Below are 24,301 nucleotides of genomic sequence, written 5' to 3'. Positions count from 1 at the left end.
CTTGAAGAATAATCATTTGCTAAGCCTGGAACCTAAGCTTGGGGGAATGCCAGAGACGGAGGGACTTAATTTTTTCCTTGATGATCCAAACTTAGATTTATTAATGCGTTTCTATGTTTCGAAGGATGAATATGAAAAAGCACTTCCACTATTATCAAAATTAGGGGACGTGGCAGGTACTGAGTTAGATGGCTTATCCCGTGATGCGGACCAACATCCTCCGGTATTAGTCCCTTACAATCGACAAGGGGAGAGAGTTGATATTGTAAAATATCACCCGGCCTATCATCGAATGGAGGAAATCGGTTATGGTGAATTTGGGCTAGTAGCCATGTCCCATCGACCAGGTGTGATGGGGTGGCCGACTCCTTTTTCGAGAGTGTTAAAATATGCATTTTGGTATCTATTTGCGCAATCCGAGTTTGGACTTTGCTGCCCAATGAGTATGACAGATTCAGCGGCCCGAGTCATTGAACAATATGCAAGTCCTGAAATAAAGAACAAATACTTACCTCGAATGCTCAGTACCGATCCAAGTGAACATTGGACTGGTGCGCAATTCATGACAGAAAAGCAAGGCGGATCAGATGTAGGTTCCAATACTGTAACAGCTAAAAAGGCAGGTGACCATTGGGAGCTTTGGGGGGATAAATGGTTTTGTTCAAACGTATCTGCGGATGTTGCACTGGTACTGGCACGTCCAGAAGGAGCGAGTGCTGGTACCAAAGGTCTGGCCATGTTTTTAGTACCTAAAAAACTGGAAAACGGTGAGCGAAATCGATTTCGAATCAACCGGTTAAAAGATAAGCTAGGAACAAGGGATATGGCCTCCGGAGAAGTTACTTTTGAAGGGGCGGTTGGTTATGTCATCGGAAATCTTGACAGTGGCTTTAAACAAATGATGTCGATGGTCAATTCCTCCCGGCTTTCTAATGCAGTACGTTCTGCAGCCATGATGAGACGAAGTTTTACAGAGGCGCTGGTGACAGTAAGAGGAAGAAAGGCATTTGGTCAGGCCCTAATAGATTTGCCTTTAATGAGAGAGAGCCTGTTTGAACTGCTCCTTATGACGGAGGCAGCCTCATCGGCCATTTTTTACACAGCCCATGTCTTTGATCAGGCTGAGGGTAATCACGAAGAATCGAAAAAACTGCTTCGGATTTTAACCCCTTTGCTAAAAGGGACTGTTTGCAAACAGGCACGATATGTAACGGCAGAGGCAATGGAAATTCGCGGGGGCAATGGCTACATTGAAGAATGGGTAAATCCAAAGCTCGTTCGAGATGCCCATGTCGGCTCCATTTGGGAAGGAACAACTAATATCGTGGCTTTGGATGTGTTAAGAGCCATTCACAAGGATGATGGCGGAAGGGCTTTTATTAGTGATTTGGAAAAGCGGCTGTCAGGTTTAAAAAATGCTCATGTGCAACGTGCAGCCGAACTTTGCCGATGGAAAATGGAAAAATTCAAAGAACAAGTAGATCAAATTGTCAAGGAAAGATCACTTGAACAAGAAATTTCCGCGAAACGGTTTATGAACCGTATGTACCATCTATTTACGGCAAGCCTGCTGCTTCAAGAAGCGGAATTTCAGCTTTCGTCCAACGGCGGTTATCGAAAATTATGTCTATTTATCCATTATTTTCAACGATACTTACACCTGGAGGATGATACGGGTATTTTTGATAAGAACGTAAATGAATGGCTTGACGCGATTATCGATTGGGAGAACATTCCTGAAAATATTATCGATCCATTATTGACCGTGATGGAGAATAATGTAAAAGTATCATCTAAAGCGCCAACTAAGTAAAAGAGTTGAGGATCCGCAATAAAAGCAAGAGATAGGATAGTTGATGCTCCGCACCCAAAAATAGGTTCTTTCAAAAAATATAATAGTCCCCATTTAAAAAGCAGCCAAAACTTCCAAGTGTTCCTAATGGGGGCTATCCCTATTATCGGTGATTCATTTCCTTAGTCGCGCTGATGAAAAAGAAATTTTATTTGACGGAGTTGAAAAAATTGTTGGAAACCAGGTTAATGCTTAGAGCAAAAGAAAATATACAAGTGAAAAGTTTACTGATCCTTGCCATGTGTTTGCTCTATATTCTTCACAATTTTACCCATTCCAATATCTTTGATTATTTCCTCGCATCCTTCACCATCGTTGTTTTTTTATCCAACCTTAAACAAGCCGAGCCTCTTCCTCGTTATTTTAGTATTTGTATGTTTATGCTCGGATTCTTTATAAATGTTTATAAAGGCGCGGCGATTGAGGGGACAGTGAAAGGCTTACTCTCCTATCTTCCTTTATTAAGTCTTATTATTCTGGTTCCTCTGTTAACAATTCCTATGAAACTCGGGGGGTATCTTCATTCCATTCAATTTTTTGTAGAGAAATTAGCTTATCAATTAAGAAAATTATTTGGCAGCATATCGATCTTATTGTTTTGCCTAGGACCGGTATTGAATCTTGGTACCATTCGAATCCTGCATGAACTGATTGGAAGTTTTAAACTTGCCCCTGAAATACTTGCAAAATCCTATCTGGTGGGGTTTTCATCTGTGATCCTATGGTCTCCCTATTACGCATCTGTTGCCCTGGTTCTTTATCAACTAAAAGTTCCTATTTTGCATTACATACCGTTAGGATTTACCCTTGCCATTATCCAGTTAGTCACCGGAAATTTATTATTTTGGATTTGGTTAAAACGTAGAAAAGATAGTCAGGTCATCAGACCCTTTGTGACACCTAGTGAAGAACAATATTTTGATGTCCAACAAGATAAAAGTCATAAAAGAAAAATGCTTAATTTAGCCGGACTGTTTTCTCTGATCATAGGAATGACCTTCCTTCTTGAATTTTTAACCAAATGGTCAATGTTGTTTTTGGTGAGTTTAGTATCAATTACCTTTCCTGTTCTTTGGGCTGTAGCGAAAGGGAAATGGAGGGATTTTACAGAACAGTTTGTTATTTTTAAAAATACATCTGTTGTTAATATGAAAAATGAAATTGTTTTATTTATCAGCGCTGGCCTTTTTTCTAAAGCATTGATTGGAACAGCTGCGGCTGACAGTATTAAACTTTTCCTAACTCATACAGCTTCCATTTCTTTTTTGCTTTTCATCCTCGTTGTTGCCGGAACAATCCTGGTCCTTACCTTTATTGGGGTTCATCAATTAGTCGTCGTTTCAGCCCTGGTCACACAAATGGACGCGAATATGCTAGGAACACGACCCGAGGTACTGGCATTATTGTTGATGCTGTCCTGGTCTTTATCTTCCGTATTAAGTCCAATTAATCCTATTAATTTACTTGTAAGTAGATTATTAGGGAAATCTAGCCTTTCCGTTGGGTTACGGTGGAACGGAGTATTTTTGTTAATCATGCTTATAATTGGATCAACATTTGTTTATTTGATTCATTAAAAGTAGAATTGGCTATTGTTGAATATTGGAAGTTATTAATACCGGCAGTGGCCGGATTGGGCTTGTTACATCTATAGACCTTTCGAAAAGCAATTGAAGCTATTCATACCAATTCGGGAAGTAAGAAAGGACTCAGTAATTTTTACTGAATCCTTTAATAAATATGACTGTAATGAACGGATTCAAGTTGAAACATCTAAATGCCAAGAGAAGAGTGAACGCCGTTCAGTTAAATTTTATTATTTAGTTTTTCGTAAATCCAAATATTGAACAGTCTTACCATCACGATCAATCTGAACGATCAATTGGCTTTTATTAAATGTATAAATCATTTGTTCACAACTAGCACTCTCATAGCAGGTAACGGTCTTTATTTCATTTGGGTCTCCGTAAGTATCGAGGATTTTGTTTTTGTCAGAGGGGATGGAAGTAGTATTTAAAAATTCCGGGTATACCTGCAGCTGTTCAATCGATTCATTGGCTGCAATAAAGTTTATCCGGACCCCGGCACCTTCGTTTTGATAATAAAGCGACCTAGTATTCTTATCATTCTCTATTTTGGTTGGCTGCCCGAATTTTTGAAGGAGCTGATTGTAAGATGATCCTAGAGTGATTCCGTTTATATGAAGCGGCTTCTCAGATAAAAGAAAAGCATCTTTAATCCCGATATTCTTTACCTTTTTCTTCATTTTCTCCGCATTGGATTTCTTGGAAAATACACCCGCTTGAACACGATAAAAGTTTTTGCCATTCATGACTTTTTTAACGACAATCGCATCAATTCCTTTCTTTTTCAAAAAAGCAACCCGCTTATCTGCATTCGTTTTCTTGCTGAATGAACCAGCAATGACAACATATAATGGTTTGGTTTGTTCAAAATCTGGAATCATTAACTTTTGGCCGGCAATAATCTTGTTGCTAGTTAGTTGGTTGTATTCCTTTAAATCTCCAACGGAAATATGGTATTTTTTCGAAATGCTATATAATGTGTCTCCTTTCTTTATAACAATATAATTGTCCTTAGCGAATGTGCTCTCCTGACCGAAATAAAATACCGACCCGATCAACAATGTACAAAGGGCAGCCTGCAAGAACCGTTTAAATTTTTTCATTTTATTTTCACCTCATTTATACTGACGAGGGAAAGAACATTTTGATTCTGATAAATAAGCCCAATTATTATCGGAAAATAAAAAATGGGTACATGATATCATTCTGATCTAAAGGTTATATGAGCCCGGACCACAGATTTAATCAATCAATGGAGCGCATAGAAAGGTAATAAATAACTGGGAGTAAGTTTCACAAAATTTAAATAATTATCACTTCAAGCAGCATATGACCACTGAAAAAAAAGATTTATAATGAAGATAATCGATTTTTTTCATGGAAATGGAGTTGGCGAGAACATGAAGCATGTTGTCATCACTGGAAGTACAAGAGGAATTGGTTATGGACTGGCCCGGGAATTTTTACTGGCGGGATGCAGGGTAACGATAAACGGACAATCCCAGGAAAGTGTTGAGCGATCATTGCAAAGCTTAAGAAAGATAAATCCTGATACTGTTGAAGGATATGCAGCAAGAGTCGATAATCGAGACGAATTAGAACAATTGTGGATTTATGCCGAAAAACATTTTGGAACTGTTGATATTTGGATTAATAATGCAGGAATTGATCAGGAGCGAAAGTATTTTTGGGAAATGGCCGAAGAGGAATATGATAAAGTGATTCGCACGAACCTTAAAGGTGTTATGAATGGCTGCCATGTTGCCTTTAATCATATGCTAAAACAAGGTTCCGGCCAAATTTTTAACATGGAGGGCTTTGGCAGCAATGGAATGATGCGCGAAAAGATGACTTTATATGGGACATCCAAAAGTGCCGTCAGCTATTTTACCCGCTCTTTGGCAATTGAAGCCAAGCAGACAAATATAAAAGTGGGGACATTAAGTCCAGGAATGGTCGCGACAGACTTTCTACGAAAATCGCTTGATGAACATAACCGGAAAATCTTCAACATCTTGGGCGACAAGGTCGAACCGGTAACGAAGTTCCTTGCCGCGAAAGTGCTTGAAAATCAAAACAATGATGCAAGAATCCAATGGCTGACCAAACCAAAGGTCATGTGGCGATTTGCCACATCTATGATTAGTAAGCGGGATATTTTTAATTAATTTATGCGAAGATTATACTGAATTACAATATCTATGGGCATGGCCAGAGAAAGAAAAAAACTGAGGCCTCTTCTAAAAAGGGGGTTAAGGACGAGCTTTACCTTTTGCCACGGATTTATGTGAAGTATTCAACTACACTGGATGACTTTGCAAAAATCGTGGAAGGAGAAGAATACTGAAAACTTGATTCTAGAGGGCGGGAATTAATCGAGAAAAGGATGCTGTAAAAAAGTAAAAGGAGGCTTCCTCGTAATTGTAAAAAAGTGTTCACAATTAAGGACTACTTCCTATAAATAGGGAGTAGTTCTTTTTTTGCTGGTGTAATCAGCTTTTTGGTCTTTGTATTGATAAAATAGATTGAATCTGATTTATTTAATCGATATTAAAAGTGTATATAGGAAAAATAACCAATCTATAATAAATGAGAAGGTTAAAAAAGCAAATAGTTTAATATAGTTGGAAGGGAAAGAAAAAAATGGGACAGCCATATATACCACTATTGACATATGATGCGGGTCCAACAGGCTGCGGAGAGTTAATTATGAATTTGTTTCTAACAATGAAAAAGATGAATAGTGGAGAAATCATTGAAGTCATCTCCTATGACCCTGGTGCACGAGAGGATATCCCGGCATGGTGTCGATTGCAAAAGCACCATTTATTGCAGCGGGAGGATAATGGGAAAATTAGTCATTACTTTATTAAAAAAGGCTGAAATAGCCTTTTAAATATTAATAGATTATTAGGAGGAACTATAATGTCTGGAAAATTCTTAGTAAGTTTAACAAATGCAAAAAACGATCAGGATAAAGCGACCGTGGGTTTTGTTGTAGCCAATGCGGCTGTTGCATCAGGTCAAGAAACGGTTGTCTTTTTAAATGTTGAAGGCGCTTACTTAGGCTCTAAAGGCTATGCTGATGATATTCATGAAGAAGGATTTGCACCGTTAAAACAACTTATGGACCAATTTATAGAAGCTGGTGGTAGCGTTTGGGTATGCAGCCCTTGTTACAAAAAGCGTAATTTAACCGAAGAAGATTTAATTGAAGGTGCTACGATTGTGGGCGGAGCAAAAGTTGTTGAATTCTTAACGCAAGGCGCTGCGTCTATAACCTATTAATAATGAAAGCAAGTTTGATATATCGCTGTGGAATTAGGTGATTATTGTGGAGAACCCAAAAAGAGTTTGTGATGGTGGAGATTTAGATTGCGGTTCTGGTCTATTGCTTATTATTAAAAAAGCAATGGACCCTTTATTAGCAGGAGAAATCCTCGAGGTTCGCAGCCGTGAGCGCACGGTTGCAGATGATTTACCTGCTTGGTGCCGGATGGTTAATCATGAATTTCTAAATTCGGAGCCGGGTGATGGGACAACGAGATATTTCATACGAAAAGGCGGAAAACAAGAAGAATTAGAGGCGGACTTAGAAGCTGCAAAAGGATATAAATGGAACGTCCGTGTGAAGGCTGAAAAAGCATTAAAGGCAAAAGTTCATTCACGAAACCACACGTTTGTGGTCGGTCAACCTGCCGATTTTGGTTCAAAAGTCGAAGCACCAAGTGCAATCGATTACCTGCTAGGTGCGCTTGCCTCAGATTTAACGGTTGGCTTTAAGGCACAGGCCTCAAGAAGAAAGATTGAAATCGACCAATTAGAGGTGTCTATTAAAGCAGGGTTAGAAAATGTTTTATACCACCTGGAAATAGAAGATGAAGGCAGTCCGAGAATTCAAGAGATAAACGGGAGTTTTTACGTCTCTTCACCACATTCAGAAGATGATTTAGAAAAACTGTGGGAAAATACGCTCGAAAGATCTCCTATCTATCAAACTATCAAACAATCAGTCAAGATTAGAATAGAATTTATGATTGTCTATTGAGGAGGTCAATATGATGTTACCGAAGTTTCCTACCACCGTCATTGGCAGTTGGCCGCGTTCGAAAGAAGTACTACGGGCCATGAGAGATTTACGGGCAGGTCGAATGTGTGAAGAAGAATTTCAAAACGTTGCCAATCAAGCTGTATTACAATGTTTGAAATGGCAGGAAGAAGCAGGCATTGATATTGTTTCTGATGGTGAGCAGCGGAGAGATAATTATATTTCCTTTGTCGCTGAACATTTGAATAATGTTCGCATGTTAAGTGTTTCTGAATTACTAGATTATGTAGAAGATAAATCGAGTTTTGAAGAAATTCTAGGAACATTAGATGTTCCGGCTTTTTCAATGTCTAATCCGGCTGCAATAGGCAAGATTAGCCGCAAGAAACCACTGGCATTAAACGACTTTTTATTTTTAAAACAACATACTGACAAAGCGATTAAAGTGACGTTACCCGGTCCTTATCTGTTAACTAGGTCGATGTGGGTGGAAGGACTATCAGTTGATGCATACCCGACAAAAGAGGATTTGGCTGTTGATATTGTCAAGGTACTGCGTGAAGAGTTGGAAGACCTCATTGCTGCAGGAGTAGATTTTATACAATTTGATGAGCCTGTCTTAACAGAAGTGGTGTTTACGCAAAAGAATGCAAACAGAACCTTCATGTGCGGTGCGCTGACAGCAAAAGCGGATGCAGAAGAGGAGTTATCGTTTGCTTTAGATTTAATTAATCAAATTACCGATGGAATGTTAGGAAGAGGTTCCACCATTGGCATTCATATTTGCCGTGGGAATTGGAGTACTGACGATGAAATTTTACTTCGTGGTCCGTATTTTCCATTAATACCTTATCTTGAACAGGCAAATGTAGACCAGTTAGCTCTTGAATTTGCGACACCAAGAGCAGGTGAACTTGATGCGATTAAGAGCATTGGCAGAAAATCATTAGGATTTGGTGTAATAAATCCAAGAACAGTTACGGTTGAATCTGTTGACGATATTGTCGCACGGGTAGAAGAAGTAAGGGTGATTCTGCCTGATGCTGAAATCTTTTTAAATCCAGATTGTGGTTTTGGTACCTTTGCACAACGACCAATGAATAGTGATGAAATTGCTTTTGAAAAATTAAAAGTCATGGCAGTTGCTGCTAAAAAACTTCGAGAAACGGTAAGTGTTTAAGAAAGGATGAAAATATGAGACAACAAATGACAGTAAAGGTACAAGGAATTGGAAATGGCATGAGGACAGATTCCGTTGCAGGCAAGCATAAAATTGCCATTGATGAACCGGTAACAATGGGCGGACAAGATTCTGCGATTGACCCTCTTTCAACTTTTCTAGCCTCACTTATTGGCTGTGAAAACGTAATGGCACAAATCATTGCGAAAGAAATGAACTTTGACCTTCAAGGAATTTCATTTGAGGTTGAAGGTGATCTTGATATTAGCGGTTTAATGGGGAATTTAGAGGTGAAACCATATTTTGAAAAGGTGGTCATTAAAGCCACTGTTGAAACATCTGAGTCTCAGGACAGAATAGATGAACTAAAAGAGGCAATAGATTTACGTTGTCCAGTCTTCCGTACCATTAAAGATGCAGGAATTTCAATAGAAAACCACTGGTTAAAAGCATCTGTGACAATATAAGAACTATAAAAAAGGTGATGAATCAATTAGGATTCATCACCTTTTTGTTCAACGTTTTTAATAAATGCTAACATATTGCTAACGCACACATTTCCAAACAGTAAATTCAGGTTAAAGATGTTATAATAAAATTCGGCAAAACGGTGATTCAAGACCTAATTCATAAGAGTAGTATACAATAGAGGTTGACATATACTAGTCATGACTAATATATATCAACCTCTTACTTTTTTTCTATAATCGCGCCCTTTAATGAAATAAGGATAGAAAAAAAGGATGGTAGAAAGGGGAATTGGAAAATGAAAAGAAAAAGGGCTACTCGAAATAAGCTGCGGATTTTTACGATTCTACTTTTAATGTTTGCCTTAATCATTGGAGTTTATTATGCAATCAAAGTAAATGATACCGAACAGACGCCAGGCAAAGAAGGCACAATTATAACGAAGCCATCCGATACTAAAAAGGATAATCAGAATTCAAATGAGAAATTAGTAGACGAAACCTTTTCCTTATCCAAGGAAGGTAAGGTTCCGAACATTCCTTTTGTCTCCGGTAAAACAGGATGGAAGGAAGTAAATAAAGAGTGGGGAAAATCAGACAATGTCTCGGAAACTGCTAAAGGCAGGTATGAGGAATACAAAAGTCATCAATCTACAATCGGCTATGCCGGTAACACTGTGAATGATATACGGTCTTATGACTCCGAACTACAAAAGATCACTTTAAATGAAATTAAGAAAACGGGTGGAGAACCCGATGATATTCGATATTATAAAGATTCAACTCATGACCAAATGATACTTGTCTATCATGCAAACACGTCCACTGATTTATTATGGGTTTTGCCTAAAGCAACAGAGCAGGAACCAAATCCTAAAGTTGAGCATATCTCACTCTTTACACAGGTTGAAGAAACATCAAATCAACAAGAAAATCAAACCATTTCAAAAGTAATTTCTAACATGAGTGTAGATGAAAAAATAGGTCAGATGATTCTTGCTGGGATTTCCGGGACAACAATGGATACAAACGCCCAAAAATTATTAAGCCAATTCCATGTCGGAGGAATTATCTTTTTCAAAAATAATTTTGAAACCCCTGAACAAACCGTTCAACTTGTGAATCAGCTGAAGACTGACAACATTTCGAATCTACCGCTTTTTTTAAGTGCAGACCAAGAGGGGGGACGTGTGACCAGATTGCCGGGTGGACTAACTAATTTTCCACCAAATGGTCAGATTGGACAGGTAAATGATCCTGAGTTTTCCTATAAAGTCGGAACACTTTTAGGTCAAGAATTAAAAGAATTTGGTTTAAATCTCGATTTTGCACCTGTTCTTGATATTAACAGCAATCCAAATAACCCTGTGATCGGGGATCGATCATTTGGTAACAATTCAGAAATAGTAAGCAAACTTGGAATTCAAACGATGAAAGGGATTCAGTCGCAAAACGTCATTCCTACAATTAAGCATTTTCCTGGACATGGAGATACATCGGTTGATTCCCATCTGGATCTCCCAATCGTTAATAAAAGCCTTAAGGAACTTAAACAACTAGAGTTAATTCCGTTTGAACGTGCGATTGATGATGGAGCAGATGTGGTGATGGTCGCACATATCTTATTGCCTGAATTGGATAAAACCAATCCTGCGTCCATGTCAAAAGCTGTCATGACGGATCTTCTTAGAAAACAACTTAGTTTCAGGGGAGTAATCATAACGGACGATATGACAATGGGGGCGATTACAGAACATTTTGATATAGGCAAAGCAGCAGTAGAATCAGTAAAGGCAGGAAGCGATATTATTTTAATAGGACATGATTATAATAATGTTGTAAAGATTACCTCCTCTTTAAAAAAGGCTGTTGAAAATGGGGAAATTTCCGAACAAAGATTAAATGAAAGTATAGAAAGAATTATTCAACTAAAAAGGAAATATAGCATTACTGATACGAAAGTAGAAAATCCTAACATAAATGAAATAAATCACTCCATCAATAGTCTTCTGAATGATTATTTACATTAATTATTCAGATAGGTTAGTGAAAATATAAATAAAAAGACAAATCCAAACGGATAAAACAATAATTATATTATGTCGACCAAATGGATGTAATCGAATCCAAATAAATTTGAGTTGGATATTTGTATAGTTGGAGGGGGTTCCCAAAATGCTAGATAACAAAGAGGAAATCCAAAAAAGCGGGCAGCAAGATAAAACATATACACTTCTAGGTCCGTATAAGAAACCTTATCAGAGTAAAATTCCAGGTACATATGGCGGCCACCGAAAAACAAAAGTCTACGGACGTATGGATTGCCCGGCAGCATTACGGGCGATTGCCAAAGGGGGCTATGTACAGAATCGCGTGTTTTTTGCGGACGAGGAGACCGCGATTGCAGCTGGATTCAGACCATGTGCATCATGCCTTCGAGAAAAGTATGCTGAATGGAAAGAAAGCAAAAAGCTTCAGAATCCTAAATGATAAGGAGAGTTTGCCATGCAATCACAAATCGAGGAATTATTAGATTAGAGGACAATCGTCTTTTGTCATGCCGCCCTCATGTCCGCATATTGAACAGACCTTCAGTGAAGTAACCTAAGGCCCTCAGGGGAAATGAATTAGCGTGCTGATCATAATGTGTGTTTAGTAGAACTGACACTAGGTCAATTGAATGGCCTTCTTGTTGATAAAATCAAAATGGATACTGCACTAAAAGAAAATTAACTTAAAGAAAGAGGTTGACAATTAGTTTAAGGTACTTTGCCGATGCCAACAAAAGGATTTTTTTTAAAAATAAAACCGAATCAACAGTACCTTTATGGGATGCTGCTTGATTCGGTTTATTAAGTGTGTTGAATAATTGGGCCAAAATGAGGAATTCAAGACATTTTAAATGAAAAATAGTTTCTTAGTTTGTTTCGTAGCATTATTTTAAACTTTTACTTCATATTCAGAATTTAAACCAGTTAGAACATTCATAATATTTCTTGCAGTAATGAAACCAACCTCCACTAATGCCTCTTCCGAATAACCCGCTATGTGTGGAGTTGCGATGAAGTTATCTAACTCTAACAGTTTGTTTTTTCCTATAGGTTCCACTTCAAAAACGTCTAGGGCAGCACCTTTAATTTTATTAAAATAAAGTGCTTCATACAAAGCATCCTCATCAACAATCCCGCCTCTAGCAGTATTGATTAAAAATGCCTCATTTTTCATTAGATCAAACTCGTTCTTACCTATCATGGAAGCGGATTTATTATTGAAATCGGTATGAATGGTAATAAAATCAGCAGATTGGATGATTTCTTTAAATGGTACATATTTCACTAAATTTAATTGCTCAAGCGTTCGGTCAGGATAAAGGTCAAAAGCAATAATATTCATATTAAAACCTTTTGCTCTGCGTATTACTTCTTTCCCTATTTTTCCAGTCCCTATAATACCTAATGTTTTACCGTAAATATCGTTTCCTATAATATTTATCCAATTTCCATTTTTGACTACAAGGCTTGACTCATTAATCTTTCTCGAAAGGGAGAGCATGAGCCCGAAAACAAAGTCTGCAACTGCATGGCGGTTAGCCCCTGGTGCATTTGCTACCACAATTCCTCTTTTTTGTGCGGCTGAAATATCAATATTATCTACACCTGCCCCATGCTTTGCTATGATTTTTAATTTTGGGGCGTAAGAAAGTATTTCTTCCGTTATTTTTTCAAAGCCAAGAATTAATCCATCAGCATCTTTTAGTGCAGAAAGAAATTCATTATTAAAGGATGGATTTTGCTGCCTAGATAAAAAGATAATTTCACAATCATTTCTTCTTAATAATTCAACCGGCTCTTTAGAATATTTTCCGAATGTCGGAGAGGTGGAGATAATTTTAAACATTTCACTTTTCACTCCTAGCTATTCATATATTAATAACTTTCAGGTTAAAAAGAGTGGATACTAAGATCTGTTGTAATCGCTTTCTATATTAAAAAACCTTCATACCATTTATAAGACACCTAAGACCGTTCTCCCCGACACTTAAGAAATTAAATTCGCCTTTAAGTAAACACCAATCAAGAAAAATACCTTTATAATATTGCAGGACCAAAAAAGTCAACTCATTTGAAGTCATATCGCTGCTGAATATATTAACTTCCTGACCCTCCTCAATTATTTCCTTAACAATCCTATTGATTGTCCTATCTTCATTCACAACAAATGGGGCAGTATCCTTTTGAGAGAGTTGATTTAGTAAAACAATAGTTAAAACCTCTGAACCTAATTTTTCTAAATGCTTTATACCTTCGGTTAAGACGTAGATTAGTTTTTCTTGCGGAGGTAGCTTATCCTTAATTTCTAAATAGAACTTCTCATATAAATCATCAATATTTTTATAATACTCTATAAAAACCTCATCTTTAGATTTAAAATAGGTATAAAATGAGCCTTTTGATGTTCCAGCACCTGAAGTAATATCCTCTATTAATACATTATCGTACCCTTTTTCCTTGAAAAGTTTTAGTGCCGATTCAAAAATGGCCTTTTTTGTTTCAAGGGCTTTCAATTGGCGTGATGTCATTTTTTTTGTCATTAAATTCTCTCCTTTCATATATCTAATTTTTCATTTTGATTTTTTGGATGAATGAGATGAACTAGGATGAAGAATTCTATTAAAACCATAAAAATCAAGGTAATATTTAAAGATTGTTCAATTTACAAATGATTTTACATGAAAGAAAAATTTAAATCAATCCAGGTCAATGACTTGGGTTGATTAATTTTTGAGATTTTTTTTTAGATTAATAAAGTAATTAAAATTGGATAAGAGTTGATAGTACTGAATCTGTTAAGTTTAAGTCCTAGTTATTAAATATTTTAATATATTTTTGGAATGAATATTGAAAATAAACAAAATTTTCTGTATTGACTGATAAAACCAACAAAGGATATACTTGGGTTATTAAATGAATCGAGTCAATGACTGGATTCGGTAAAACGCTTGATAAGCAACATTGGCTTTTATCTAGTAATCTTTCGAGAAAAAGGAAAGGAGAAATGTATGGGAAAGACAGTTGTTGAAAAAATTTTATCAAATAATCTTAGAAGATCAGTACAAGCAGGTGATGAAGCCCTATTTTCACCTGATATCATCACCGCCTATGATTATCCAGGATACATCGACAAATATGAAGAACAATTAAGAGAACTAGGGATTAATAGGGTTACCAACAAAGAAAAATATATTTTTTTCATTGATCATTTTGTTCCAGCCTCTACAGCAAAAGAACAGGAATTACATCAAGGAACAAGGCGGTTTGCAAGAGAAAATGGAATAAGACTTGTTGAAGGTAGAGGAATTGGTCATCAAGTTATTATGGAAATGGGGTATGCCCGCCCAAATCAGTTCGTGGTTCATTTTGATGGCCATATCAGCACAGTTGGGGCTCTAGGTTGTCTTGGGATTGGCATTAGAAATAGTATGATTGAAGCAATAGCTACCGAACAAGTATCTTTAGTTGTACCAGGTACAGTCCGTATTGAACTGGAAGGAAGTCTCCAGCCTGGAGTTACTGCTAGAGATGTCTTTCATACAATTGTTCAACGGATCGGACCGGCGGGTGCAAGAGCCTGTATGATTGAATATGGTGGTAAGGGTTTAAGGTCTCTTGATATGGATGAACGAATGACTCTATGTAATCAAGCCATGTTTCTGGGCGGAATTTCCTCCATTATGGAAACGGATGAAAGGGTTTACAATTACTTTCATGAACGAGGTTTACCTGGATACCAAGAAGTAGTTCCAGACCGAGATGCCCAATATGAAAAAATAGTCCAAATTAATTTAACAGACATAGAACCTGTAATTGTAGTTCCACCATCTTCTGCAAATACTGTTCCTATCACCGATGTTTTGGGTATTCCAATCCACTCAGGTTATATTGGTTCATGTGCAAGCGGCAGAGTCAAAGATTTCGAACAAGCTGTTTCCATTCTAAAAGGCAGGAAAGTAATGGACGGTTTTCGTTTAAATGCTGTACCTACCTCAACGGAAATACAGGCGGAGATTTCAAAGATGGGAATAACTACACATTTAATTGAGGCGGGAGCTCTAGTTAGTTTTCCAAGCTGTGATTTTTGTGTGGGGCGATTAGGTGCTTTAGCAGACGGAGAAAATGCGCTATCAACGGGAACCTTAAATATTCCTGGCAGAATGGGGAGCACGAAAGCCAATATTTATACGGCAAGCCCCTATACCATTGCAGCGTCAGCAATCTATGGGAAAATTACTGATCCAAGGGAATTTTTCTAAAAACATGGAAGGAGGAACATTATGCTTCCGGTCATAAAAGGCAGAGCAGCATGGATATTCACCGAACCTAATTTTGATATCGATTTAATTGTAGGTGTATCTAATATTAAAATAAAAGAAATAGAAATCTTAAAATCTGTTTGTATGAAAGATTATGATTCTGAATTTGCAAATAAAGTGAAACAAGGTGATCTCATTATAGGCGGTGAAAATTTTGGTTATGGTCACCCTCACTATCCTGCATTTATAGCCTTGAGAGCTTTGGGAATTAGTGGAGTCATTGCAGAATCTTTTGCACCCGGTTTCTATCGCGGGGAGACTACCAACGGGTTTCCTTTGATTGAATGTCCTAATATCTTAAGGAATGTGTCAAGATGGGATACACTCACTTTGGATTGGGATCATGAAGTAATCAAGAATGAAAATAGTGGAGTATCCATTAAATGCTTGCCCATTCCACAAAAGACTAAGGAAATGGTTAAGCATGGAGGGATTATCAACTACTTACGCTCCAATAGGTTATCCTCAAATGTTAGCAAAAATGGTTAATTAGTAAACATTCTTTCATTAATAATAGGGGGTAATACCATGATAAGAAAATCAACAAAGTATTTATTTTATATCTGCTTTTTGTTCATCTTTTTAGTTGGCTGTGCAGATCGAAATACGGGCAGTTCTTCCACATCAGCGACACCAAGTAAAGGATCAGGGTCAGATAAAAAACCTATCGTCATTGGGGCTTCTCTTCCTTTATCAGGTACATTGGGGTACATGGGGAAAGATGTAGCAGATGGGATACAAGCTGTTGTCAACGATGCAAATGATGAAGGTGGAATAAATGGGCGGCCAATTAAGTTTATTCCAATGGATGATGCGTATGACCCAGCTAAACATCTAGCTAATACAAGGTATTTGGTTGATAACGAAAAGGCTGTTGCTATTGTAGGTAGTTTAGGGACGGAAGGATTAAAATCCGCCGCGAAATATCTGAATCCTAAGAATTTTCCGGTTATTGGTGCATTAAGCATCTCTGATGCGATCTCCAACCCTCCGCAAAAATCATTATTTGCTTTACCTGCACCACAATCTGTGGAAGGACCAACATTGGTAGAATATGCAGTGAAAAAGCTCAAGTCCAAAAGAATTGCGTTCGTTTATCAAAACGACAGCTGGGGTGAGCCTGCGTTTAAATTTTCTCAAGAAAAGATGAAGTCATTAGGATTAGAGTTTGTTGCTGTCGAAACATTTGAACCAAAAGCGAGTGAGATGTCTACACAGCTTCACAGAATCAAAGAAGCAAAACCGGATGCCGTTATCTTATATGCATTAGGAAGCCAGGCGGCATCATTTGTGAATTCAGCTGCGGATGAGAATTTCAAACCTGCACTCTTAGGTCCATCTGGGTTAAATAGTCCTGAGTGGATTAAGTTAGTGGGTAAAAACGGAGAGGGTATTATCAGCTGCAGCAGTTATTATCCTATTACTGCTGATAACATGAAATGGGTACGTGACTTACATGAAAAATATAAATTATCGAATCCATCTAGCAATTCGTTAATGGGTACTTCTGCAGCCTTAGTGTTCATCGAAGCTGCAAAAAAGGTGGGTAATGACTTTACACCAGAAGCCCTTCTTAAGGCGACAGAGAAAATCAAGAGTTTTGATCAGAAAATAGGAGATCCAATTTCGTTTGGAAAATTGGATGAAGGTGAAAAAGCACGACGTGGGCAAACGACAGAATCTATTATTATTCTAAAAGATGGTTTATTCGAACCAGAAGAAAATTAAAAAAAAGAAGGAGAGTTAAAATGGCAGCTACGGGACAGGAATTAAGAAGGAGACTAAGCGAAAGTTCAATTTTTACAACCATTGGGGCTGGGGATGCTCTAATGGCGAAAATTGCTGATCAAACGGAGCAAATTGATGGCATTTTAACAAGTGGATTTGCCATCTCTGCTCATCAATTAGGTCTGCCTGATGTGGAGCTTTATACTAGATCAGATAATGTATATGTGGTGCACAATGCTTGTGCCGTAGTAAACAAACCGGTCATTGCCGACATCGATACCGGCTACGGTAATGCGGTAAGCATTATTAGATCGGTACAAGAATTTGAGCGTGCTGGTGCTGCTGGTGTTATTATTGAAGACCAGATCAGTCCGAAAAGATGCCCAATCTGTGTAGATGAAACTAACAGTATCCTACCAATTGAAGAAGCGGTAGGAAAGATAAGAGCTGCTGCTGAAGGCAAACTGAATCAGGATACGGTCATAATTGCAAGAACAGATGCCACGAATCCAGAGGAAGCAATTAGAAGGGCAAGATTGTATCGTGATGCAGGAGCGGATTTAGTCCAACCTATTTCGAAAGCCTTTAAGACAAAAGAACAATTAAGGGAATTTGTAAAAAGTGTTGATTGTCCAGTATCACTTGTAATTGTAGGATGGTTGGAGCAATTGACATTTGAAGAAATCGAATTTATCGGTCCAAAGATTGCTCATTTTGCCTTAGCTACAGTGAATGCAGCACATGCAGCAGCAACTAGAGCAGTAAAACATATTGCCGAAACCAAAACCATGAGAAACATGCCAGTTGAACAGACGCATCATACAAGCTTAGTTCAATTCCTAGGAATGCCTATTATTAGCGAGTTGGAGGCCAAGTACCTTCCTGATGAAAAGAAAGTGTTTGGACGCTAGTGGAAATAGCCCCAGTTGGTAAAACATCTGGGGCTAACAAATATGTAAGGAGGTACGATAGATCAAATGTTACAGCTAATTATAGATGGTCTTATATACGGTTCCATTTATGCCTTGATTGGCTTTGCTATAAGCACATTATTTATGACAACTGGTGTAGTTAATTTCGCAATTGGGGAGACAATCACTTTTTCCATGTACGTTGGGATCATTACTATGGAATGGTTTCACACCTCTTACTTGCTTACCGCGATTGAAATTATTTTGCTAACAGTACTATTCACCGTTCTTATCACGAGAATCTTAGTATTACCGTTATTAAAACATGGTTCAATCATCTCTACGATTGGAACGGCTTCTATGTATATCATTTTTCCTATATTAACAGTAGGTTTAAGTACACAAGACCATCCATTTCCAAAAGCTCCAATTCCACAAATGAATTTAGGAATCATAAGTTCCTGGGATGCGGTAATCTTTGTAATTACAGCATTCGTTGCCATTTTGCTGCATGTTTTTGTCATGAAGTCCTCTTGGGGAGTCGGGATACGGGCCATTAAAAGTAATCAATCCCACGCTTTATCAATAGGAATCTCGGTTGGCAAGATTGTAATGATTACAGCTATTTTGTCCGGATTTATTGGGGGTATCACAGGTTTAATTGCGGCTCCCAAATTGCTTTTAACCCATAACTTAATGGGCACACCTTTTATGGTTGCACTGATTGGTGCCGTACTTGGGGGACTTAATAATCCAAAAGGGATCTATTTCGGATGTTTATTATTGGGAGTTGTACAAAGCATTACGGGTGGCTTGTTCGGGAGCATATCACGAGAAATAATTCCAATCTTAATCGTTATTATCGTGCTAGTGATTAAACCAGAAGGATTATTCTCATCCATTCGTGAAAAACGGGTTTAAAGGAGGAATTTAATTTTTATGTCCATAAAGACGCAAATAATTACATGGGGTAGTTTACTGGTTTTGGGAATCCTTGCTTCATTTTTTCTCCCTCCTTATTTCTGTTATTTACTGGGGTTAATGGCTGTCTATTCTCTGGCCTCGATTGGAATGAATTTTCTAACAGGATATACGGAACAGATTTCATTAGGAAATGCCGCATTTTTCGGAGTAGGAGCCTATGTCTTTGGAATATTGCAAAGTTTGGAAGTTAATAGTGTTTTATCCATTATTGCTGGTGCCGCCCTATCTGGAATCATTGCCTTTATAGTTGGTTTTTTAACAATCAGGGTCAAAGATATTTATTTAGCAGTTGGCACCCTAGCCTTACCCCTATTATTACTTCAAGTTACAAAAGGTATGGAGATTACAGGGGGGACAGGAGGATTGTCCGTTTTACCTTTAGTGGAGCAAGAAAATGCCAGCAGTGTTGAGGTTGCAATTATTATCGTTATCGCATCTATCATTGGTTTTGTTTCCACTTTAATTGCAAATTCCTTTATAGGGCGGGCTTTTCACGCAACTAGATTGTCTGAACATGGAGCTGTAGCGCGGGGTATTAATGTTGTAAAGTATAAAGTTCTTGCATTTGTTCTTAGTGCCATTTTAACTTCCATATCTGGCAGCCTTTATGGTGTAGTGGTTGGATATATCACACCTGAACTATTTCAAGTAATGGTTAGCGTGAATTTTCTAATCATGGCCATTGTAGGTGGCAGAGGAAGTATTGCCGGTTCTCTTTTAGGGGCAGCATTCTTAGTGCTGGTTCCAGCATTATTTAATGTATTTGGACTTGCTCAATGGCAGCAGCTTGGATTAGGAATTGGAATGGGTGTAACGTTATTACTGTTTCCTTCAGGGCTTATTGGGCTTATTTCAATAGTAATGAAAAGGAGGAGAGTAGCGGTAAATGAAAGCAAACCAGTTGCAAGTTAACCAGATTCAGTTAAATATTGGTGGAGTCTCGATCTTAAAAGATATCTCATTTTCATTATCAGAGGGAGAGCGAATAGGATTAGTCGGACCAAATGGAGCAGGAAAAACTTCTGTCATTAACTGCATTACCCAGTTTGAGAAACGGTACAAGGGAGAAATTACCTTTGCAAATAAGTTATTGAATAAAGAAAATCCACAGGATTTACCTAAATACAAAATAATCAGGACATTTCAGAATCTGGGATTATTTAATGAATTGACGGTTTTGGATAACTTTTATATTGCGGCCCATCAATCATTCGAAACAAATTTGAAAAACCTATTCACATTAGAAAAGAACATAAAAAAAGAAGCACAAAAACTACTTGAAAATGAATCAATAGATTTAGACGATATGATTAGTGATTTGTCCTATGGGCAACAGAAAATTGTCGAATTTCTATGTGCGCTCATACAACGGCCAAGTGTGTTAATTTTGGATGAACCGGCAGCGGGGTTAAACGATTTTGAGAAAAGTAGAATGATCGAAATGATTCTCATGAAACAACGAGAATTAAATTTTAGTCTATTAGTTGTTGAGCATGATGTAAATTTTGTATCCACTCTTTGTCAGAATGTAGTCGTTTTACAAAGCGGGGAGCTTTTGTGTACCGGTTGCCCTGAAGAGGTATTTCAAAGAAAGGAAGTAATCCAAGCATGGATAGGTGAAAGCAATGGTTAAAACTCAAACCATAGAAAAAGTTGATCAATTACTGGAAGTTAGCAACTTATCTGTTTTTTATGGGAAACTTCAAGCGGTAAATAGTGTGTCCTTTCAGATCCCTAAAGGTAAAGTGTTTGCTATTGTTGGAGCAAATGGGGCTGGAAAGACTTCATTATTAAGAGGAATCTATGGAACTGCACAATATACAGGATCACTTACATTTAACAAGGCAGCATTTACTGCCAAGACAAACCGATTTAAATCTGGAATCGCTCACGTTCCTCAAGGAAGGGCTATATTTGGTGATTTAACCGTTAAAGAAAATCTAAGTATCGGGGTTTTGGGCATTAAGAAAAAAACGAACGAGTTAGAATATTTATTAAACCTATTTCCGATTCTGGAAACAAGAATGAATAAGCAAGCAGGGATGCTCAGCGGGGGGGAACAACAAATGCTGGCCATAGCTAGAGCTATGATGAGCAGACCCTCATTATTGTTATTGGACGAACCAGGGATGGGCTTATCTCCTAAATTACGTATGGAAGTTTACGAAAGCATTAGGAGATTATTAGATCAAGCAGACCATGATATGGGGATTTTGCTTTGCGATCAAGAAATTGGGTATGCTTTAAGAATTGCTGATCAAATGAGTGTCATGCAAAAAGGCCAATTTATTTGGTCCGGAGAAGCTGGTTCAGTTTCCGTTGATGAGTTAAGCACGAAGTATATGGGATTAAAAGCTTAAAATCCTTTTATGTTTTGCTGGAGGTGGAAAATAAAGTGTCATATTGGAACGAAAATTTAGCTGAGGAATTTCAAGTTGTTAGAGAAAAAAATCAAATTCCAGTTTTTAAAAATCGATCAACAAGCGTTGCCGAAATGTTTTGGAAAACGGTTAAACAGTTCCCCAACCGATTGGCTTTAGTATATAAGGAAAATCGTCTTACATATGGTGAACTGGGTGAGAAAGTCAATCGGGTTGCAGTTAATTTGGCAAATCGTTTTGGAATTAAAGCTGGTGATAGAGTTGCATTATTATTGAGTAACGGACTTGAGTTCCCTATATGCTTTTTTGCCATCGCACAGATCGGTGCCATTTCAGTTCCATTAAACACCAGATTAACGGGCTACGAAATTATCCATGAAGTGGATAATTCGAAGTCAAAGCTTTTAATAATGGATGGTGAATTTTGGCCGCAAATGAACGAAATTATGGATTACATACCATCCATCCAATCTATTTTTGTTTTAGGTGAGGCTCCTAGTTGCCCGGGGGTATTAACCTTTAATACTCTTCTCAAACCATACGATGCTGAACCGGTCAATCTTTCTGTGGCCGAAACCCAGGCCTGTTCGATTTTATACACATCGGGTACAACCGGAACCCCAAAAGGTGCCATTTTGACACATCGTGGTTTAATTAGTACAGGGATGAATTTTGCATGCACCTTTCAACTCCAAGAAGATGATAGCACATTATTAGCCGTCCCGATTTTCCACATTACTGGTATGCTGCAATTTTTAGGTTCTATTTATCGGGGAATTCCGGTATTCATAATGAAAACTTTTAAAACAGCTAAAGCGATTGATTTGATAAAACAATATAAACCAACTGTATTGGTAGGGGTACCAACCATGTATTGGTTTATTCTAACTTCGCCTGAATTTGCCCCGGATGATTTTAAGCAAGTTCGGGCCTTACTTTATGGAGGTGCACCAGCCCCTGTATCATTAATCAAGTTACTTAGAGAAAAAATCCCGCAAGCGAAAATTCATAATGGGTATGGACTAACAGAAGGTCATGGATTAGATACTTTGCTCCCTGATGAGTACGCCTTAAGAAAACCAGAATCAATTGGTCTGCCAGTACCATTAGTGGACTGTAAAATCATCGATGAAAATGGAAATCCAAAAGGACCAAATCAAATCGGTGAACTTGCAATAAGAGGACCAAAAGTGATGATGGGATATTGGGAAAACCAGAAGGCAACAACTGAGGCCATTGTCGATGGATGGCTAAGGACCGGGGATTTAGCAAAAATGGATGACGAAGGTTACGTCTATATTCTTGATCGGAAAAAGGACATGATCAATCGCGGGGGAGAAAAAATTTACAGTATTGAAGTGGAAAATGTGTTGTATTCATTCCCAAAAGTACTAGAAGCAACCGTATTTGGTGTAGAAGATGAGAAATACGGGGAACAGGTAAAGGCTGCCATTGTATTGAAGCCAGGAGAATCAACAACTGAGGATGAGCTTAAAGAATTTTGCAGTGCAAAGCTTGCGAAATTTAAAATTCCTAAGTATATCGAGTTTATGGATCAGTTGCCTCGGAATGCAGGGGGAAAAGTCCTGAAACAAACACTAAGAAACTCGCACCATATTATTAATCATTAATAATACAACTTTTGGGGAGTAGGAAAAAATGAAACTAGTATCATTTGCTAATAATGGCCGGAAAAGTATTGGGGCAATAGTTGGGGAAGTTGTCATTGATCTTCAAACCGCTTATAAAGCCAAATTACAAAAAGAAGGGAAGTTTTTTAGTAACCGAGTAGCAGAGGTATGTCTCCCCGATAATATGGTTGAATTCCTTCAAGGTGGGAAGGAGAGTATGGATGCTGCAAAAGAGGCGGTTCAATTTGCTCTTAAAAATAATCCAAATGATATCCCTTTACTCCTAAACAAATCGGACATAAAAATTTGTGCGCCAATCCTAAACCCTGGGAAAATTATATGTGTTGGTCATAATTATCGCGATCACATAGTTGAAATGGGCCGTGATTTACCAACATACCCAGTTTTATTTGCTAAATTTGCAAATACGGTGATAGGACCTGAAGATGATATTCCTTTTTATCCAATTTCTGAACAACTTGATTATGAAGCGGAATTGGCAATTGTCATCGGAAAACGGGCCAGAAATGTTCCTCAAGAAACTGCGCTAGATTACGTAGCAGGTTATACCATCTGTAATGATGTGACATACCGCGATATTCAACGTCGAACAACCCAATTCTTTCAAGGAAAATCGGTAGACGGGACAGCACCAATGGGTCCATGGATTGTAACATCGGACGAAATTAAAGATCCTTCTCGATTAGAAATTTCCTTATCAGTAAATGGTGAAGAAAGACAAAGGTCCAACACTTCCAATCTTATTTTTACTGTTCAAAGTCTAATAGAGTACTTGTCTGAATTGATGACCCTAGATCCAGGAGATGTGATTTTAACAGGTACTCCTGGAGGCGTTGGAGTAGCAAGAAATCCTCAAGTATTTTTGAAAGATGGGGACATTGTTCGAATTGAAATAGAAAAAATGGGAGTTCTTCAAAATAAAGTAAAAAAGGCTGAAAGTAATTAAAATTGCTGGCAATTTGAAAGACATAATACAGCAGTACATCTGTATGACCCTTAGTATCCTCTTCTAATAAGCTATGGGTCTGTAACATTATTAATCAGAAGCAATTATATTGGCTATTCAATTAAATTAGAAGTTTAAACAATTTTATAAACTAGGTATCATCAGTACTTGATGTTACCTTTTTCTAATTTTGGAA

Annotated in this window: 22 protein-coding genes and 1 pseudogene; 20 read left to right on the top strand and 3 right to left on the bottom strand. The window is 37.7% G+C overall.

Going from position 1 to position 24,301, the window contains the following annotated elements:
• Nucleotide 1 precedes the first annotated feature (1 nt).
• Both KHB02_RS07485 and KHB02_RS07480 read left to right on the top strand, forming a co-directional pair.
• Nucleotides 2-1,813 carry an acyl-CoA dehydrogenase family protein gene (locus KHB02_RS07485; protein WP_213145745.1) on the top strand — a complete coding sequence of 604 codons (1,812 nt, stop codon included), beginning with the start codon at nucleotides 2-4 and terminating at the stop codon, nucleotides 1,811-1,813.
• A gap of 209 nt (nucleotides 1,814-2,022) precedes the next feature.
• Entirely contained in the window at nucleotides 2,023-3,429 is a 1,407-nt protein-coding gene (locus tag KHB02_RS07480; protein WP_241113764.1) for a hypothetical protein, read from the top strand.
• 239 nt (nucleotides 3,430-3,668) lie between these two features.
• On the opposite strand, the gene KHB02_RS07475 is transcribed toward KHB02_RS07480, so the two are convergent.
• On the bottom strand, nucleotides 3,669-4,541 hold the full coding sequence (locus KHB02_RS07475) for a LysM peptidoglycan-binding domain-containing protein (RefSeq protein WP_213145747.1): 873 nt from the start codon (nucleotides 4,539-4,541) through the stop codon (nucleotides 3,669-3,671).
• A 297-nt stretch (nucleotides 4,542-4,838) separates the two neighbouring features.
• Between KHB02_RS07475 and KHB02_RS07470 the strand changes: the two genes are divergently transcribed.
• The 8 genes from KHB02_RS07470 (at nucleotide 4,839) to KHB02_RS07435 (ending at nucleotide 11,623) form a co-directional block, all read left to right on the top strand.
• Nucleotides 4,839-5,606 carry an SDR family oxidoreductase gene (locus KHB02_RS07470; protein ID WP_241113763.1) on the top strand — a complete coding sequence of 256 codons (768 nt, stop codon included), beginning with the start codon at nucleotides 4,839-4,841 and terminating at the stop codon, nucleotides 5,604-5,606.
• A gap of 475 nt (nucleotides 5,607-6,081) precedes the next feature.
• On the top strand, nucleotides 6,082-6,321 hold the full coding sequence (locus KHB02_RS07465) for a sulfurtransferase TusA family protein (RefSeq protein WP_213145749.1): 240 nt from the start codon (nucleotides 6,082-6,084) through the stop codon (nucleotides 6,319-6,321).
• A gap of 42 nt (nucleotides 6,322-6,363) precedes the next feature.
• Complete coding sequence (locus KHB02_RS07460) at nucleotides 6,364-6,726, top strand: DsrE family protein (protein WP_213145750.1); 363 nt, start codon at nucleotides 6,364-6,366, stop codon at nucleotides 6,724-6,726.
• Between the two features lie 46 nt (nucleotides 6,727-6,772).
• A complete protein-coding gene (locus tag KHB02_RS07455) occupies nucleotides 6,773-7,486 on the top strand; it encodes a sulfurtransferase TusA family protein (RefSeq protein ID WP_213145751.1) in 714 nt (237 codons plus the stop codon).
• Between the two features lie 10 nt (nucleotides 7,487-7,496).
• Nucleotides 7,497-8,666 (top strand): cobalamin-independent methionine synthase II family protein, encoded by a 1,170-nt coding sequence (locus KHB02_RS07450; RefSeq protein ID WP_213145752.1) that lies wholly within the window; start codon nucleotides 7,497-7,499, stop codon nucleotides 8,664-8,666.
• A 14-nt stretch (nucleotides 8,667-8,680) separates the two neighbouring features.
• Nucleotides 8,681-9,133, top strand: coding sequence for an OsmC family protein (locus KHB02_RS07445; protein ID WP_213145753.1), 453 nt, complete (start codon nucleotides 8,681-8,683; stop codon nucleotides 9,131-9,133).
• Between the two features lie 299 nt (nucleotides 9,134-9,432).
• A complete protein-coding gene (gene nagZ, locus KHB02_RS07440) occupies nucleotides 9,433-11,163 on the top strand; it encodes a beta-N-acetylhexosaminidase (RefSeq protein ID WP_213145754.1) in 1,731 nt (576 codons plus the stop codon).
• Between the two features lie 145 nt (nucleotides 11,164-11,308).
• A complete protein-coding gene (locus KHB02_RS07435; RefSeq protein WP_213145755.1) occupies nucleotides 11,309-11,623 on the top strand; it encodes an Ada metal-binding domain-containing protein in 315 nt (104 codons plus the stop codon).
• A gap of 450 nt (nucleotides 11,624-12,073) precedes the next feature.
• Here KHB02_RS07435 and KHB02_RS07430 read toward each other — a convergent pair whose 3' ends face one another.
• Nucleotides 12,074-13,030: a phosphoglycerate dehydrogenase gene (locus KHB02_RS07430; protein ID WP_213145756.1), complete on the bottom strand. Its 957-nt coding sequence runs from the start codon at nucleotides 13,028-13,030 to the stop codon at nucleotides 12,074-12,076.
• A gap of 88 nt (nucleotides 13,031-13,118) precedes the next feature.
• Entirely contained in the window at nucleotides 13,119-13,724 is a 606-nt protein-coding gene (locus KHB02_RS07425) for a TetR/AcrR family transcriptional regulator (RefSeq protein WP_213145757.1), read from the bottom strand.
• Between the two features lie 468 nt (nucleotides 13,725-14,192).
• Here KHB02_RS07425 and KHB02_RS07420 point away from each other — a divergent pair, with 468 nt between their 5' ends.
• The 10 genes and pseudogenes from KHB02_RS07420 (at nucleotide 14,193) to KHB02_RS07375 (ending at nucleotide 24,105) form a co-directional block, all read left to right on the top strand.
• On the top strand, nucleotides 14,193-15,443 hold the full coding sequence (locus KHB02_RS07420; protein WP_213145758.1) for a 3-isopropylmalate dehydratase large subunit: 1,251 nt from the start codon (nucleotides 14,193-14,195) through the stop codon (nucleotides 15,441-15,443).
• Between the two features lie 21 nt (nucleotides 15,444-15,464).
• Nucleotides 15,465-15,992, top strand: a complete 528-nt coding sequence (locus KHB02_RS07415; RefSeq protein WP_213145759.1) for a 3-isopropylmalate dehydratase small subunit — start codon at nucleotides 15,465-15,467, stop codon at nucleotides 15,990-15,992.
• A 39-nt stretch (nucleotides 15,993-16,031) separates the two neighbouring features.
• Entirely contained in the window at nucleotides 16,032-17,231 is a 1,200-nt protein-coding gene (locus KHB02_RS07410) for an ABC transporter substrate-binding protein (protein ID WP_213145760.1), read from the top strand.
• Nucleotides 17,232-17,251: 20 nt separating this feature from the next.
• On the top strand, nucleotides 17,252-18,142 hold the full coding sequence (locus KHB02_RS07405) for an isocitrate lyase/PEP mutase family protein (RefSeq protein ID WP_213145761.1): 891 nt from the start codon (nucleotides 17,252-17,254) through the stop codon (nucleotides 18,140-18,142).
• A 66-nt stretch (nucleotides 18,143-18,208) separates the two neighbouring features.
• Nucleotides 18,209-19,063 (top strand): branched-chain amino acid ABC transporter permease, encoded by an 855-nt coding sequence (locus KHB02_RS07400; protein ID WP_213145762.1) that lies wholly within the window; start codon nucleotides 18,209-18,211, stop codon nucleotides 19,061-19,063.
• A gap of 18 nt (nucleotides 19,064-19,081) precedes the next feature.
• Complete coding sequence (locus KHB02_RS07395) at nucleotides 19,082-20,038, top strand: branched-chain amino acid ABC transporter permease (protein WP_213145763.1); 957 nt, start codon at nucleotides 19,082-19,084, stop codon at nucleotides 20,036-20,038.
• A complete protein-coding gene (locus KHB02_RS07390; protein WP_213145764.1) occupies nucleotides 20,013-20,759 on the top strand; it encodes an ABC transporter ATP-binding protein in 747 nt (248 codons plus the stop codon). The genes KHB02_RS07395 and KHB02_RS07390 overlap by 26 nt, the downstream gene beginning before the upstream one ends.
• A gap of 85 nt (nucleotides 20,760-20,844) precedes the next feature.
• Nucleotides 20,845-21,486, top strand: a pseudogene (locus KHB02_RS07385) (ABC transporter ATP-binding protein); the annotation flags it as partial.
• A gap of 35 nt (nucleotides 21,487-21,521) precedes the next feature.
• Nucleotides 21,522-23,138 (top strand): class I adenylate-forming enzyme family protein, encoded by a 1,617-nt coding sequence (locus KHB02_RS07380; RefSeq protein ID WP_213145766.1) that lies wholly within the window; start codon nucleotides 21,522-21,524, stop codon nucleotides 23,136-23,138.
• Between the two features lie 28 nt (nucleotides 23,139-23,166).
• Nucleotides 23,167-24,105, top strand: coding sequence for a fumarylacetoacetate hydrolase family protein (locus KHB02_RS07375; RefSeq protein WP_213145767.1), 939 nt, complete (start codon nucleotides 23,167-23,169; stop codon nucleotides 24,103-24,105).
• Nucleotides 24,106-24,301: the final 196 nt, after the last annotated feature.

It is taken from the genome of Neobacillus citreus, assembly GCF_018343545.2.
Classification (GTDB): Bacteria; Bacillota; Bacilli; order Bacillales; family Cytobacillaceae; genus Neobacillus; species Neobacillus citreus.
The sequence above is the reverse complement of the archived record's forward strand: the minus strand, read 5'-3'. Positions and strand labels throughout refer to the sequence as shown.